The following is a 14,718-nucleotide window of genomic DNA, read 5'->3' as shown; positions in this document are numbered from 1 at the left end:
ACGACTGAGAGGGTGAAATAATGGAAGTGACGATCCTTGCAACAAGTGACATGCACGGCTACGTTCTGCCGACGAATTATGCCAGTGACCTAGAACAACCATTTGGTGTGGCGAAGGTAGCTGGAAAACTGAAGGAATTAAGACAAGCAGCGAGCGGTCCGGTATTCATGATTGAGAACGGTGACTTTATCCAAGGTTCGCCACTTAGTTATTTTGTTGCAAAACAACCGGAGTATTCTGTCTCGACGTTAACAAAGCTTCTAAACGGCATGAACTATGATGTTGGTGTGTTAGGTAATCATGAATTTAATTATGGCTGGAACTATTTGAATGAAGCAATCCAATCCTATGATTTCCCAATAGTCGTAGCCAATATGTTAAGGAAGAATCAACAGGAATCGGTTTTACCTCCGTATCAGATCATTGAGAAACAAGGGATCAAAGTGGCGGTCTTGGGACTAGTGACCCAGTATATCCCAAACTGGGAAAATCCTGAAACAATCAAGGATCTTCACTTTGTGTCGGCTGTGGAAACGGCCAAAAAATACGTGCCATTATTACGTGAGTTAGCAGATTTAGTCGTCGTTGCATACCATGGTGGTTTTGAAAAAGATCTAATAACAAACGAGCCGACTGAAGCAATGACTGGTGAAAACGAAGGAAGTCAATTGTTACAAGAAGTACCTGGGATCGATGCATTAGTCACAGGGCATCAACATCGTGAAATTGCTGAAGTCGTCAATGGTGTACCAGTGATCCAACCAGGATATCGTGGGGCTTTTGTAGGAGTAATCAAACTAACTGTCAAAAAGCAAGATAACAAGTTTATCGTCTTAGACCACTCATGTAAACTTTATCCGACGAACGAGGCTTCTCCAGATCCTAGTGTTCTTGAACAAGTTGGACCAGTCTCAAAAGCATTAGATGTGTGGCTAGACCAACCAGTGGGAGAAGTGCTGGGGGATCTACGGATTATTGATCCGATGGCAGCTAGAGTCAATGAGCATCCATATATTGAATTGATCAATCGAATACAGATGGATGCGACTGGAGCAGAGATTTCAGGAACAGCCTTATTCAATAATGAAGTGACTGGTTTGCCACAATCTGTCAGTATGCGTCATATTCTTACGAATTATATTTACCCGAATACTCTGGCTGTTGTACGAGTGACGGGACAAGAACTGAAAGCAGCACTCGAACAAACGGCTGGTTACTTAATGGCAACCGATGAAGGAATTACGTTTGATCCGAAGTATATCCAGCCCAAACCTCAATATTATAACTATGATATGTATGAAGGTATCAATTACACAATTGATTTAAATCAACCCATCGGGCATCGTGTAACGCGCTTTGAAAAAGAAGGGGAACCGATTCCCTTAGATAAACCACTAGAAGTGGTGATCAATCAATATCGAGCAGTTGGTGGTGGAAATTATAAGATGTTTTCAGCGGAGAAGATCGTAAAAGAATATCCAATCGATATGACCGAATTGATTGCCGACTATTTCAAACGAAAAAAAGTGATAGATGCAAAAGTGAATCATAATTTCAACGTGATCGGCAAATAAAAATAGGATGAAAAACTCCCTCAAATGCGTGTACACCGCATTTGAGGGAGTTTTTTCAGCGTTTATATTTATATTATGATTGAGATAGTTGTGCCAATAGCTCAGTATATCCCAGTTCTCTTGCGTAATCTTCCGCAGTTTTCCCTTGATTGTCACGTAACGTTTTGTCTGCGCCATGATTCAACAGTTCTTGAACGATTTGTTGATAGATTTCAGAGCCATCACGTAAAGCAACTGCTTCAATCAACGCGGTATAACCATAATTATTTTGATGGTCGATGTCCACACGTGCGTCGGTTAACAGGAGCTTCACATTGTCTAAATGGCCCTTTTCAGCTGCTGGAATCAAGGCATTACCGCCAAAACGATTGACGATTGCTTGATTTGGTTCACGCTGTTCCAACATATAAGATAGGATCTCTGTTTTTCCTTGTGCTCCAGCGTAAAGGTAAGGGCTGTCTTGAATCGCATCTTGGATGTCGATTGACGCACCATGATCGATCAGAAGTTTGGCAATCTTGACAAAATCATGATGTGTGGCAATTAGTAAAGGTGTCTCACCTTTGTCATTTTGTTCATCAATTGAATACTCTGTTTGTAAAATATCCTCAACTTTCTTTCGATCGTTGTCTTCGACTGCGGCTAATAAACTGCCAGATGGGTAACTCATAAGCGATTCCTCCGTTTCCTCGATCAAATGTTTAGTTTCTTCAGTGGTAGGTTGGACGTCAGTAGAAGTAGTCCTTTTCGTTTGATCAGGAACAGTCATCTGCTGTGGCTCTTCACAACCCGTTAATGAAAACAATAAAACGGCAAAGGGCACGATCAGCCAAGCTTTCATAAATACTCCCCCTTTGTATCATCATATGATGAAGCAATCGATACCGCAAATGAATGAACTTACACTAGCTAAAGAGTAAGGGGTAAGTTGTTATTATAGTTATAGATATAGTTTTTTTCATAAATAAGAAATAACGAAATTTTTAATAGTTAAAAATTTGCTGATTTATAATAAAAAATCAAGAATAGAGACGATCAATATTTTTTTCAATTATTCCAACACTAAAATACATCCATAAAATCTTTTTTAAAGAACGTTTTGTAGGGTGTTTTAACATTTTTTTGTGATTTATTATTACCTTGCTTGCGGTAATAACTGGTTAGATTTAAACATATTTGTCTGTTATTCTTAGTTTAAGATAACAAAAACAAATACATAATATGAAATTTTTGAAAAAAGTTGAAGTTATCTATATTAATCGTTAATTACGGAGGGAAACATGAAAAAACAAATTTTAGGAACCATTTTATGCTCAAGTATTTTATTTGGAGCAAGTCTAGCAATTGGTGGGAATGAAGCATCTGCACACGGATATGTACAGTCTCCTATCAGTCGTGGGTACCAAGGACATTTAGACAGAGACACAAACTGGAATGCTGCTTTCCAAAAATATGGAGCGGTTATCAACGAACCTCAATCTTTAGAAGCCTTAAAAGGATACCCTCAAGCTGGACCAGCTGATGGACAAATTGCATCAGCAGGTGGTTCACTTGGTGATTTCAATCTTGATCAAAAAACTTCATCACTTTGGACAAAACAATCGATCGATCAAGGAGCAAACTTATTTACATGGCGCTATACTGTTGGACATGCAACAACAAAATGGCATTATTACATGACAAAAGCAGATTGGAATCCAAACGATAAATTAGAACGTTCTGATTTTGAATTGATTGGTACGATCAACCATAATGGAACACCAGCAACAACGACACCACACGCAATCAACGTACCAAATGATCGTTTAGGTTACCATGTGATTTTAGCTATTTGGGATGTAGCGGATACAGCTAATGCATTCTACAACGTGATTGATGTTGATGTGAAAGGTGATTCAGCTATTCCTGTGAAACCACAAGCACCTCAAAATGTACGTGCTGCAAATGTGACTGCTTCTTCTGTAGAATTAGCATGGAATGGCCAAGCCAATACTGTATCATACAACGTTTACCGTGACGGTGAATTAGTTGGTAATACAAATGATCCAGAATTTAAAGATGCAGGACTAAATGAAGAAACAACATACAACTATGAGATCGAAGCAGTTAGCCAAACTGGATTGACATCTGACAAAACAGCGATTTCAGTAACAACTAGAGCGACAACTGCTGAAGAAAAACCAACTGCTCCTAAAAACTTACATTCAATGGGTGAAACGACTTCGAGCGTGTCATTGATGTGGGGAGCTTCAACCCATACACAAGGTATCAAACAATATGATATCTATCGTAATGGTCAGTTAGTGGCTTCAACGCCATCTACTAGCTACACAGATGAAAACTTGGCTTCTGGTACAACATACTCATACGTGGTACGTGCAATCAGTACAACAGACGAAGTTTCAGATGCAAGTAACACTTTATCAGTGACAACGAAACAAGATGAAACAATCGAAGGAATCCGTGAATGGAAAGTAGGTACAATGGCTTCACCAGAACGTTATTCGATGAATGAAGAAGTAAGACACAATGGAAGAGTCTACATCACTATTGTTCCACATTTCAACTTTGGTGATGTTACTTGGGCACCTGACCAAGCACCAACATTATTCCGTTTGAAATAATCAATTTGACACTCAGCGCATGAAACTGCGCTGGGTGTTTTTTGTGAACAAAGGTTGCAATAAGAACGTTTAGTTGACAATGAAGGAGATTGTCCGATACCATGACTATCATCAGGAATGATCATTCAACCAGAAAGTAGGAAAGCAAATGTTCAAACGAGTACCTTCAGAGTTAACAGAAAGAGAAAATTATAAACTGTTGATTGGCTCAGTTATCCCTCGCCCGGTGGCAGTGGTTGCGACAAGGTCTTCAAAAGGAGTGACCAATGTAGCACCATTTAGTTACTTTAATATCGTCAGTTCCAATCCGCCGATACTTTCTTTAGCTATCCAAAGAAAAAATGGGGAGTGGAAAGATACAGCAAAACATCTTATCGATACAAACGAAGCGGTGATCCATGTTCTAGACGAAAGAATACTTGTAGATGCGAATCAGACAGCTGCTAGCTTATCAAGCGAAGAAAGTGAATTGTCGTTGACCTCTTTCACTACTTCTGAATCCGATACGATCAGCGTCCCAAGAATCAATGAAGCAAGTATTGCCTTTGAAACGACACTATACCAACATGTGCCGATCAAAAAAGGCCAAGAAACAACCGCTGATTTATTTTTACTGCAAATTTCTACTTATCAAATAAGTGAAGCTGTTTATGATGAACAAACAGGCTATATCGATCCGAAACAGTTACAACCAATCAGCCGCTTAGCAGGAAACGACTACGGTAAATTAGGTGAGATCATTCGCTTATTACGTCCGGAATAAATGACCGACTGATAACGCAGTTTTTTCTAGTGTAAAAATGATTTAAGGATCAAATGGTAGCCCTACATTTATTAAATAAAGTTTAATTTAGTTATTTTATTCTTTTTTTTATTGATTATCGATGCGAAGAGGAATATGATAAATTTTGTGAAAATCAAATAAGTACTAACCTTGTTAGGTGAGGCTCCTATACAAACATAGGCTATTGCCCAGAAACGTCGAAAGACGCCAATGGGTCAAACAGGAATTGTCGGATTAAGGCTTTTTCCAATAGCTAAGAATACGTTCTTTACGTTGTATAGTGCTAAAACTCGGACGATGAGATGATGCTAGGTCAGAAATCTTGTTCGAAAAGGTTTCTGACCTTTTCTTTTGCTTTCTTTACCTTTTTTGCTCGCTTTGCCTAACTTGTGTCTGGACAAGAAAGGGGATGCGCTGGAACAAGCTATTTGATTTTATCAATAGAGGTATTCGTTTCACTCCAAAGAATGCCGAACGAAATAAAACAGAGAGACAAACAAAAAAGGTCGACGAGTTGCAGCTCAATCGACCCAAAGACATGTAAGAGAATATACTCTTTACTTGATTCATCATAATAGACAAAGGTCCTCGTTTCAAGTAGAAGAGTTTGAAAGGAAGAGGCAACTGAATGAAACCATTTCAAAAAATCGTATTAAGTATCTTGTTAGTGCTTGCAATGGTCATTGGCTTTTTTTCTTTTGAATTTATCCAAGGGTTCTCCTCAGTGAAACAATCTGCAACAGTTGAGAAAGTCAATGCACAAGATGTTCCACCGATCATCAATGTAGCATTGATTGGTTCTGATGCACGATCAAAAGAAGAAAATGGTCGTTCTGATTCTTTGATGGTCGCCCAATATGATCAAAAGACCAAACAAGCCAAATTGATTTCTATCATGAGAGATTCTTACGTCTCTATTCCTGGTTATGGAATGAATAAGATCAATGCCGCCTATTCATATGGTGGTATCGACTTATTGGACCAAACCTTACAAGATAATTTCAAGTTAGAGACTCCTTATTATGCAAGTATTACGTTTCAAGATTTTATTGATTGTATCGATGAATTGTTTCCAGATGGCGTCACGATCGATGCAGAAAAAGATTTGGATTTAGATGGGGTAGCTATCAAAAAAGGAAAGCAAACAATGGACGGAAATACCTTGCTGCAATATGCTCGTTTTCGTGAAGACGAAGAAGGTGATTTTGGACGGATCCGTAGACAACAACAAGTCGTTGAGGCGGTAGCCAGTCAATTGAAAGATGTTACATCGATCATCAAATTACCTAAGGCGATCGGCAAACTTTTAGGTAGTATCCAAACCAACCTACCGGAAAGTGTACTGTTAGATTGTGGGTTAGATTTCCTAGATGACGAGAAGAAAATCGATACATTGTCCGTGCCCGTTGATAAAAGTTGGGACTTCAATGATCATACACCAGCTGGTAGTGTCTTGGAAATCGACTTGACTAAAAATCAGCAAGCGATACACGAGTTTTTGGACAAATAACCATATAACCCTATTGATAAACCAGTTCCTAAAACGAACTGGTTTATTTTGATTAAAAAAAAGTTAACATAAGAACAGTACTGGTTAAGAATCATTTGGGCTGCTGTTCTATTTCCTCTTCCATGTGTTAAAATATCTTTGATTCGTACTTTTAATAAAGAGAGGTATTCAAAACATGAAGAGGAGTGGCAGACAAAAGAAAAAATCGACCGGCATCTATATCGGAGCGGGAATCGTCGTCTTGCTTGCAGCAGCTGGTGGTGGCTTCTTTTATTATCAACACGTTCAGGAACAACAAGCAGTAAAAGCTGGAGAACAAACGATTGAAGGATTTATTGACTCCCTGAATCAGGAAAATTATGAAGAAGCGGTAAAATCACTTCAAGTAGAGAAAGATAGTGATCTTACTGAACAAGATATTTTGGAAAAATATCAAAATATTTACGGTGCAGCAGAGATCAGAGGGATCAAACTCTCAGACTTATCCGTGACAAAAAAAGAGAATGATACGTATGAGTTTACGTATAAAGCTAAAATGAATACGACGCTAGGTGAATTGAAAGACTTAGCATATGAAGGAACCTTGTCCAAAGAGGGAGACCAAACCAAAATCAATTGGCAACCTAATTTGATTTTTCCGCAAATGGAAGGACAAGATAAAGTCAGCTTGAGTACAGATGTAGCGTCGCGTGGCGAAATCTTGGACCGTAATAAACAGCCGTTAGCGACAACTGGGAAATTAAAACAATTAGGTGTCGTACCTGCGAAATTAGGTGAGGGTGAGGAAAAATCAGCGAATATCAAAGCAATCGCTGAAGCATTCGATTTGACGGAAGCCAGTATAGAACAAGCGATTTCTCAAGGTTGGGTCCAACCGGATTACTTTGTTCCTTTAAAAATCATTGATGGGGAAACACCAGAACTTCCCAATGGAGCAACGATCCAAGAAGTTGACGGTCGTTATTATCCACTAGGCGAAGCCGCTGCCCAATTGATTGGCTACGTAGGAGATATCACCGCAGAAGACATTGAGAAAAATCCTGAGTTGAGTAGCACAGGAAAAATCGGGCGTTCAGGCTTAGAAATGGCTTACGACAAAGAATTAAGAGGTACGAACGGCGGGAAATTAAGTGTCACAGATGAAGAAGGAAATGAAAAAGCGGTCTTACTCCAACATGAAGTAAAAAATGGACAGGATATCCAGTTGACGATCGATGCTAATGCGCAAAAAACGGCATTCGATAGCTTAGATGGAAAACCAGGTTCTACTGTGGCGACAGCCCCTAAAACTGGAGATTTGTTGGCCCTTGTCAGTTCACCTAGTTATGACCCAAATAAAATGACGAACGGTATTTCCCAAGATGATTACAAAGCATATGAAGAAGACCCCAATCGTCCATTTATCAGTCGTTTTGCGACAGGTTATGCGCCGGGTTCAACATTCAAAATGATCACCGCAGCCATCGGCTTAGATAATGGAACATTGAATCCAGATGAAGTCTTAACGATCAATGGATTGAAGTGGCAAAAAGATAGCTCTTGGGGTTCTTACCAAGTGACACGTGTCAGTGATGTACCACAAGTCAACTTGAAAAATGCTTTAGTTTATTCTGATAATATCTATATGGCACAAGAAACATTGAAAATGGGGGAAGAAGCCTTTAGAAAAGGACTGAATCAATTTATTTTTGGTGAAGATCTTGATTTACCGATCCAAATGAATCCTGCGCAGATCTCAAATGAAGACTCATTCAATTCGGAGATTTTGTTGGCAGATACAGGCTATGGGCAAGGACAATTATTGATCAATCCAATCCAACAAGCTGCGATGTATAGTGTTTTTGCAAATAATGGCAGTTTAGTTTATCCACGATTAGTCATGGATCAGGAAACTAAAGATAAGAAAAATGTGATCAGTGAATCAAGTGTACAAACGATTTTGCCAGATTTAGTCGATGTTGTGCAAGATCCTAACGGAACGGCACATTCTTTAGCTGCACTTGGCATTCCGCTTGCCGCGAAAACAGGAACAGCTGAAATCAAAGAAAAGCAGGATGAAAAAGGACAAGAAAACAGTTTCCTTTATGCGATCAATCCTGAAACAAATGGCTACTTGGTGATCAGCATGTTAGAAAACAGAGAAGAAGGCGATTCTGCCACTAATCGAGCGCCTGCTTTATTGCAGTATTTGAACCAAACTTACCAATAAACATAGAGTGTGAAATCGGATACAAAACCATTGGTTATTTTCCTTTTCTAGTGATACACTAGTCTATAGAAACGAGTGTAAATAACAAGAGGAGGAGATAAGATGACTGATGTTCCAAGAGCAGTAAAAGCGGAGATGGCAGCAAGCATGTTGAAGATCCAATTTGATAATGGGGAAACAAGATATTTAAAATCACATTTAGCCAAAGAACATGCAGAAGCTTTTTCGATGAAAAATGGCAAGAGAAAGAATAGTTTATTGGCTTCACAAACAACCTGGGTAGGATCGACCATTGAAATTCAACCAGATGGCACTCTTGTTCTGAATGAAAATGATTATTACTCGCCAGAAGAGTTATGGAACGATAGCAAAGAGCATATTATTTGATCAAAAATAGAGCCTTTCTATTAGATTCGAGAAATCTAGTAGAAAGGCTCTATTTATCTGAGAACGAATCACCCATGATACACTTTTCTAGTAAAGTATTTAAGAATCAATGGAGAGATCAAAGTACTTAATAAGATTACGATCACAAGTGGAGAATAATATTTTGCTTCAATCAATTGGCTTTGTTGTCCAATTTGCAAGATGATCAGTGCCATTTCACCACGTGAGATCATGCCAGCACCTACCATAAAGGCACTATTCGTTGAAAAACCGGCTACTTTCGCCCCTAGATAACCACCACCAAGTTTAGTCAAGACTGCAACAGTCGTTAGGATCAAGATAAAAATCAATTGTTCTCCAAAGTTAGAGAAATCGACTTCTAGTCCAACACTGACAAAAAAGACTGGGATAAATACGGCATAACCTAATGCCTCGACATTATGATACACTTCTTCTTTGACCGAGGTTTGACTTACCGCGATCCCTGCAAAAAATGCACCAATGACTGAACTTAGTCCAATCAAATCAGCGATGTAGGACATACCTAGACATAAAACCAAGGAAACAATGATAATTGCAGAGTTGGCATAGATTTTTCCAGCTAGTGACATCAAAAATGGGGCAATCCATTTGACTAATAAAAATATAAAAATAAAGTAAATCACTTGCTCCAATAAAAGAAGCGGTAAAGGGAGGCTGCTACCAGATTCTCCTGTCAAAAATGATAAGCTGAAACTTAACACCAACACGACAAGAATGTCATCAACAACTGAAGCACCTAAGATAGTCGAACCTTCTTTTGTGTTAACTACATGAAGTTCTTTCAATACCTCAACAGAGATACTAACAGAAGTTGCTGCGAGGATGATTCCAAAGAAGATAGCTTCATTCCTTGTGACTTGGAAAATTTCACCCGTCAACCAACCAAATAATACGGGGAGTATGATCCCTAATAAAGCAACGAACATTCCTGGTCGAAAGTATTTTTTCAAAAGAGAAAGATCGCTTTCCAGTCCAGCTAAAAACATCAATAAAATGACACCTATTTCTGAAAAATCGTGGACGAGAATATTTGGATGCACCCATCCCAGACCCGCACCACCAAGCAAGACGCCAACGAGTAGTTGACCGATCACCGCAGGTACACCAAACCTCCGTGAAAGGTGAGAGCCAATGGTTGTCGCTAACAAGATCAAACAGAGAATACCTATAAATTCCATTCTTTTCATCCTTCCTTTCTCAAAAAGAATTTATTTTATTCGTGTCAAATGACCTCCTAAACAGGATAACATAAATAACGTTATTTATGTAGTATCGTCCATTGTGTGGATATATGAAAGCGCACGACAAAAAAGGCTAGGCAATTAAGCCTAACCTCGAATTTAAATAACTAATCAATTGACATACATATTTCTTACTTTAAAGTAGTTGATGATTTCAGAAATCCCCATAAAGATCAAGATACCGCCAAAGATTTGGAAAAGTACCATCAAGCTTTGGAATGGATTAAATAATAAAATCAATCCGCCAATCAGTAAAATCACGCTGTATAATGACCATCCTTTTGATTTCGTATTCAAACTGATGAACAATTGAAACGCGCCATTTGCTAAAATCATCAAGCCTAAAAGAATTGGCAAGATCGAAACGATTGCTGATGCAAATAAGAACACGATCAGTCCGAAAATCAGAAAAGCAATTGCACTGAAAAGTCCAAATCCCCAAGCACCCGTTTTTTGCTTGTTTTTATAGGCTTCAAATAAATTGATCAGACCTAATAAAACAAAATAAGCAGTGATAAGATAACCGACAAAATTAAATACGGCAGTTGGATTGATGACTATGGCGATACCGGCAATGATATAAATTGCTGCTCGTAAAAAAGCATGTCTTTGAAAATTGCTTCGAATAAGTTCATACATTATTATAACCTCCTTTTTTTTATTTTAACGGTTATTGATGTATAAACCAACTATTAACTAGTGATTCTATTATTTTCTAAGGATTTTTTCCATTTTCTTTCCTTTAGCTAATTCATCGATCAGTTTGTCTAAATAACGAATTTCTTGCATCAATGGCTCTTCAATATTTTCTACTCTAACACCACAAATGACGCCAGTGATCAATTTACGGTCAGGATTTAATCTCGGTGCCTCAGCAAAGAAAGTTTTGAAGTCCTTTTCCAGTTTGATCTGTTCCTCTAATTCAGCTTGTTCATAGCCGGTCAACCAATAAATGATTTGGTCAACTTCCTCTTTTGTACGATTTTTTCGTTCTGCTTTTTTTAGATAAAGAGGATAGACAGAAGAAAAGGGCATAGTAAAAATTCGATGTTCAGTCATAAAAAAGCTCCTTTTTCCATTATTATATAATGAACTGTTCGAAAAGAATAGCTATAGTGTCAAGTCTTATGAGAATTCAGTAAACAGGGGGATAGATAGTTAGAACGCTACAGGATACTGAGCCAATTGTTTCTGTGATGATCAATCAAAATCTGCGTAGTCACGTTCTTGTTTGATCTCAAAAATATAGTTAGCTAACTGTGCAATCATCTTTTTCCAATCATCTGGACGAACGATGCCGTTTAACAAATAAATCTTTTTGATACGCTCGGGTAACTGGTTTAGTGGACAATCACTAATGACGATATCGCAACGCTCCATATAGTAACGTTGGATAACGATCGCTTCTTTTGAAAAGATTTGTTCAATTTTAACAATTAAATCTTTACTGATATAAAAGTCTTTCGTGTGATTCACACCGATAACGATCGGTGGTTGCTTTTTGAATCGGTCGTAGAAATGTAGTAATTCTTCGACTACCCATGAAGTATTTTCTTTTTCTAGAAAATCTGGTAAGTAATGCCAATTTTCTTGCCGGAAGTTCTCATAAAATTCAGCTACCACGGTTCTTAAGTGTTCATAGTTTTTCTGATCCTTATAAAGCAAGAAAGTTGGTAAAGGTGTATTCGGCTGTTCGCTATCTAAAAAGGTATTGTGAAGCTTATTGATCGTAAAGGAAAGTGTATATAACTTTTTTTGTTTTTCAGGTAGCTCTAAAGCGAAATGCTGACTGAATGCTTCAACTAAGTTCTTGGAATAAATCAAATAAGGAAAATCGATCGCTAACAGTCTTTGATAGTGCGTCAAACTTTGCTCTTCACTATCCAATTGAGAAATCGTTAGGCGTGCTAATAAATTGAGTATGATTCGTTGTTCCCGACAAATCGGTAAATCAGGATTTAAAATATCCACATCAGGTTCAATCAAAAGATCAATATACTTAAACTGACTTAATTCTTTTTGAACATTTTCTAAAGAAGTCATAGGAAAATTGTCCTGGCAAAGTTTTAAGAGAAGATACAACTTGTCCAAGACGCCACCATTCATCCCATCCAATAACTCTTTCTTGAAGAAGACATGGAGTGTGTAATCGATTTTTTTTGGCTCTTCCTTGTGATAGGGAAGGGAGGTATTAGCAAAAATCGTCCAATAGACATCTAGGAAACAATATTGGATTTGAATCTCACTACCGGTGATTATTTTCTTTCCCTTACTTGAAAATTTAAAGGAGATTCCATATAAAGCCAAAAATTGGTTGATTGCCTTCATTTTAGAATAGAGATATGAAGGACTGTAATTTGTCATTTGGCTGATCGTGACCATAGAGTTGACTTTCTGACGAAGTAAGGCAGCAATGATTTGGAAATTAGTTGATTCAAAACAATATTTACCAAATAATTCGTAATAACACGTCGCAAGGTCAGCATCGTTCAAAGAAATTTTGACGAATTTCTTGTTTTTCACTACTTCAACACTATTCAAGCCTAAAGAATGAAAATCCTGTTCGATTTCATGAAGATATAAAAGAAAGTTTGAATCAGACATCTTAAAGTAATCTGCTAGATAGTGCGTGGTGATAAAGAACTGATGCTCTGTTAAAAAAAGAAAAATCTCAAGCTTTGTTACATTTTTCTTCTTTAATAAAAACGTTTTGATTGCTTCTTGTGTTTGCATTTGAATTCCTCCGATTGAAAATTTTACTGAAAATTTCTTTATTTTACACAAAAAAACAGTAAATCTTCCGTCTCAATCTATATTATCTTATGTTTAACATGATAATGATATTAAATAGGAGGAATTCTCATGAAATATTTAAGTCTTCTCTTTGCTTCTGTTTTACTGAGTAGTGTTTCTGTACCAGTCGAAGCTGTACAGACAGATGAACAACCTAGCAATGATGTCGCTCAACTAGCTGCACATTCAGGCTGGGCAAATGTGAATCAAATCAAATTTTTAGAAGAACATGCTTCAGCAAACTCTGGTATTATGAGACTTAAACTAGGAGAGACGATCACGGTGAAGGCACTGGTGACTTATTCAGGGGATATTCAACCGATTTTACAGTCTGTTGTCCAATTTGAAAACGTTGATCCAGCATTGAAGATCGAACACGATCCATCTTTACTTGTATTCCACAACAAACTAGCAACTTTTACGTTTAATATTACACTGACACAACCAATCAATAGACCTGCTTTATTCTCTGTAAAAGTGGCAGATGGTCAACCTGGAGATAGACATCACTTGACACCATATAGTCAACGTCAAACAGTTGAACAAAAAGCGGGCGGAACAGGTGGCGTGACTGAGCCAGATCCTAATCCTAAACCGGATAATCCAGACGAAAACCCAGACGTGACACCGGATAATCCAGACGAAAATCCAGATGTGACACCGGATAATCCAGATGAAAATCCAGATGTGACACCAGATAATCCAGATGAAAATCCAGATGTGACACCGGATAACCCAGACGAAAATCCAGATGTGACACCAGATAATCCAGATGAGAATCCAGATGTAACACCGGATAATCCAGACGAAAACCCAGATGTGACACCAGATAATCCAGATGAGAATCCAGATGTAACACCGGATAATCCAGACGAAAACCCAGATGTGACACCAGATAATCCAGATGAGAATCCAGATGTAACACCGGATAATCCAGACGAAAACCCAGACGTAACACCAGATAAACCAGATGAAAACCCAGATGTGACACCAGATAATCCGGATGGAAATCCCGATGTGACACCGGATAATCCAGATGAGAATCCAGATGCAAAACCGGATAACCCAGAGGGCAACAATGGAAACTATGAAGGAGATAACGGGGAAGATGGAAATGGTGGACATGGTGGTGGAGAAGTGATTGAACCTCAAATCCACCCTAATGAAAAAAATCCAACAAGCACACCCGATAATCATCTGCTTGAGGATGTAAAACCATTGTCTCAAATTCGAAAACAATCAATTCCATCTGTTGGTACGACAGATGTACTGGTAAATAAACAATCGTCTGAAAGTGCGAAAGAAATTCTGCCAGTGACAAAAATAGTTCACTCTTCAAATCAAGCAGCTAATGATAAGAATTCTGCAACAGCCACAGAGGAAGCAACGAAGCAATTACCTAAAACAGGAGAGCACAATCGCTTCTTTACATGGATGTTTGGTCTGCTGATCACAGGAATGAGTATGGTTACTTTTAGAAAAATCAATTAATGATTCTAATAGATAAAAAACGCCTTGAAACATTTTGTTTCAAGGCGTTTTGACGTAACATAT

The 14,718-nt window shown here is 38.1% G+C and carries 12 protein-coding genes and 1 riboswitch; of the genes, 7 read left to right on the top strand and 5 right to left on the bottom strand.

All coding sequences use genetic code 11. From position 1 onward, the window contains the following. Window positions 1-20 precede the first annotated feature (20 nt). Window positions 21-1,574 carry a bifunctional metallophosphatase/5'-nucleotidase gene (locus tag IGI79_RS07235; RefSeq protein WP_438845790.1) on the top strand — a complete coding sequence of 518 codons (1,554 nt, stop codon included), beginning with the start codon at window positions 21-23 and terminating at the stop codon, window positions 1,572-1,574. A 73-nt stretch (window positions 1,575-1,647) separates the two neighbouring features. On the opposite strand, the gene IGI79_RS07230 is transcribed toward IGI79_RS07235, so the two are convergent. Next, window positions 1,648-2,415, bottom strand: a complete 768-nt coding sequence (locus tag IGI79_RS07230) for an ankyrin repeat domain-containing protein (RefSeq protein WP_438845789.1) — start codon at window positions 2,413-2,415, stop codon at window positions 1,648-1,650. 439 nt (window positions 2,416-2,854) lie between these two features. Here IGI79_RS07230 and IGI79_RS07225 point away from each other — a divergent pair, with 439 nt between their 5' ends. The 5 genes from IGI79_RS07225 to IGI79_RS07205 all read left to right on the top strand — a co-directional run bounded on the left by IGI79_RS07225 (window position 2,855) and on the right by IGI79_RS07205 (window position 9,088). Next, a complete protein-coding gene (locus IGI79_RS07225; protein ID WP_438845788.1) occupies window positions 2,855-4,198 on the top strand; it encodes a lytic polysaccharide monooxygenase in 1,344 nt (447 codons plus the stop codon). Between the two features lie 148 nt (window positions 4,199-4,346). Beyond that, the gene (locus tag IGI79_RS07220) at window positions 4,347-4,961 is read left to right on the top strand and encodes a flavin reductase family protein (protein WP_065096379.1); all 615 of its coding nucleotides are present in this window, start codon (window positions 4,347-4,349) and stop codon (window positions 4,959-4,961) included. A 163-nt stretch (window positions 4,962-5,124) separates the two neighbouring features. Then, window positions 5,125-5,291: riboswitch (M-box (ykoK) riboswitch) on the top strand. A 319-nt stretch (window positions 5,292-5,610) separates the two neighbouring features. Next, window positions 5,611-6,492, top strand: coding sequence for an LCP family protein (locus tag IGI79_RS07215; protein WP_438845787.1), 882 nt, complete (start codon window positions 5,611-5,613; stop codon window positions 6,490-6,492). Between the two features lie 175 nt (window positions 6,493-6,667). After that, window positions 6,668-8,701 carry a penicillin-binding protein PBP4(5) gene (pbp4, locus tag IGI79_RS07210; protein WP_438845786.1) on the top strand — a complete coding sequence of 678 codons (2,034 nt, stop codon included), beginning with the start codon at window positions 6,668-6,670 and terminating at the stop codon, window positions 8,699-8,701. Window positions 8,702-8,803: 102 nt separating this feature from the next. Next, window positions 8,804-9,088: a hypothetical protein gene (locus tag IGI79_RS07205; RefSeq protein WP_066025039.1), complete on the top strand. Its 285-nt coding sequence runs from the start codon at window positions 8,804-8,806 to the stop codon at window positions 9,086-9,088. Window positions 9,089-9,156: 68 nt separating this feature from the next. Here IGI79_RS07205 and IGI79_RS07200 read toward each other — a convergent pair whose 3' ends face one another. The 4 genes from IGI79_RS07200 to IGI79_RS07185 all read right to left on the bottom strand — a co-directional run bounded on the left by IGI79_RS07200 (window position 9,157) and on the right by IGI79_RS07185 (window position 13,104). Further along, a complete protein-coding gene (locus IGI79_RS07200; protein WP_010735399.1) occupies window positions 9,157-10,308 on the bottom strand; it encodes a cation:proton antiporter in 1,152 nt (383 codons plus the stop codon). A gap of 174 nt (window positions 10,309-10,482) precedes the next feature. Then, window positions 10,483-11,010, bottom strand: coding sequence for a DUF308 domain-containing protein (locus tag IGI79_RS07195; protein ID WP_410300285.1), 528 nt, complete (start codon window positions 11,008-11,010; stop codon window positions 10,483-10,485). A gap of 69 nt (window positions 11,011-11,079) precedes the next feature. Then, window positions 11,080-11,430: a DUF2200 domain-containing protein gene (locus IGI79_RS07190; RefSeq protein WP_438845785.1), complete on the bottom strand. Its 351-nt coding sequence runs from the start codon at window positions 11,428-11,430 to the stop codon at window positions 11,080-11,082. Between the two features lie 141 nt (window positions 11,431-11,571). Continuing rightward, window positions 11,572-13,104, bottom strand: a complete 1,533-nt coding sequence (locus tag IGI79_RS07185) for a helix-turn-helix domain-containing protein (protein ID WP_438845784.1) — start codon at window positions 13,102-13,104, stop codon at window positions 11,572-11,574. A 129-nt stretch (window positions 13,105-13,233) separates the two neighbouring features. On the opposite strand from IGI79_RS07185, the gene IGI79_RS07180 reads away from it, so the two are divergent. Next, window positions 13,234-14,655: an LPXTG cell wall anchor domain-containing protein gene (locus IGI79_RS07180; RefSeq protein WP_438845783.1), complete on the top strand. Its 1,422-nt coding sequence runs from the start codon at window positions 13,234-13,236 to the stop codon at window positions 14,653-14,655. Window positions 14,656-14,718 lie beyond the last annotated feature (63 nt).

Source organism: Enterococcus sp. AZ084 (assembly GCF_051714905.1).
Classification (GTDB): domain Bacteria; phylum Bacillota; class Bacilli; order Lactobacillales; family Enterococcaceae; genus Enterococcus_B; species Enterococcus_B pernyi.
The sequence above is the reverse complement of the archived record's forward strand: the minus strand, read 5'-3'. Positions and strand labels throughout refer to the sequence as shown.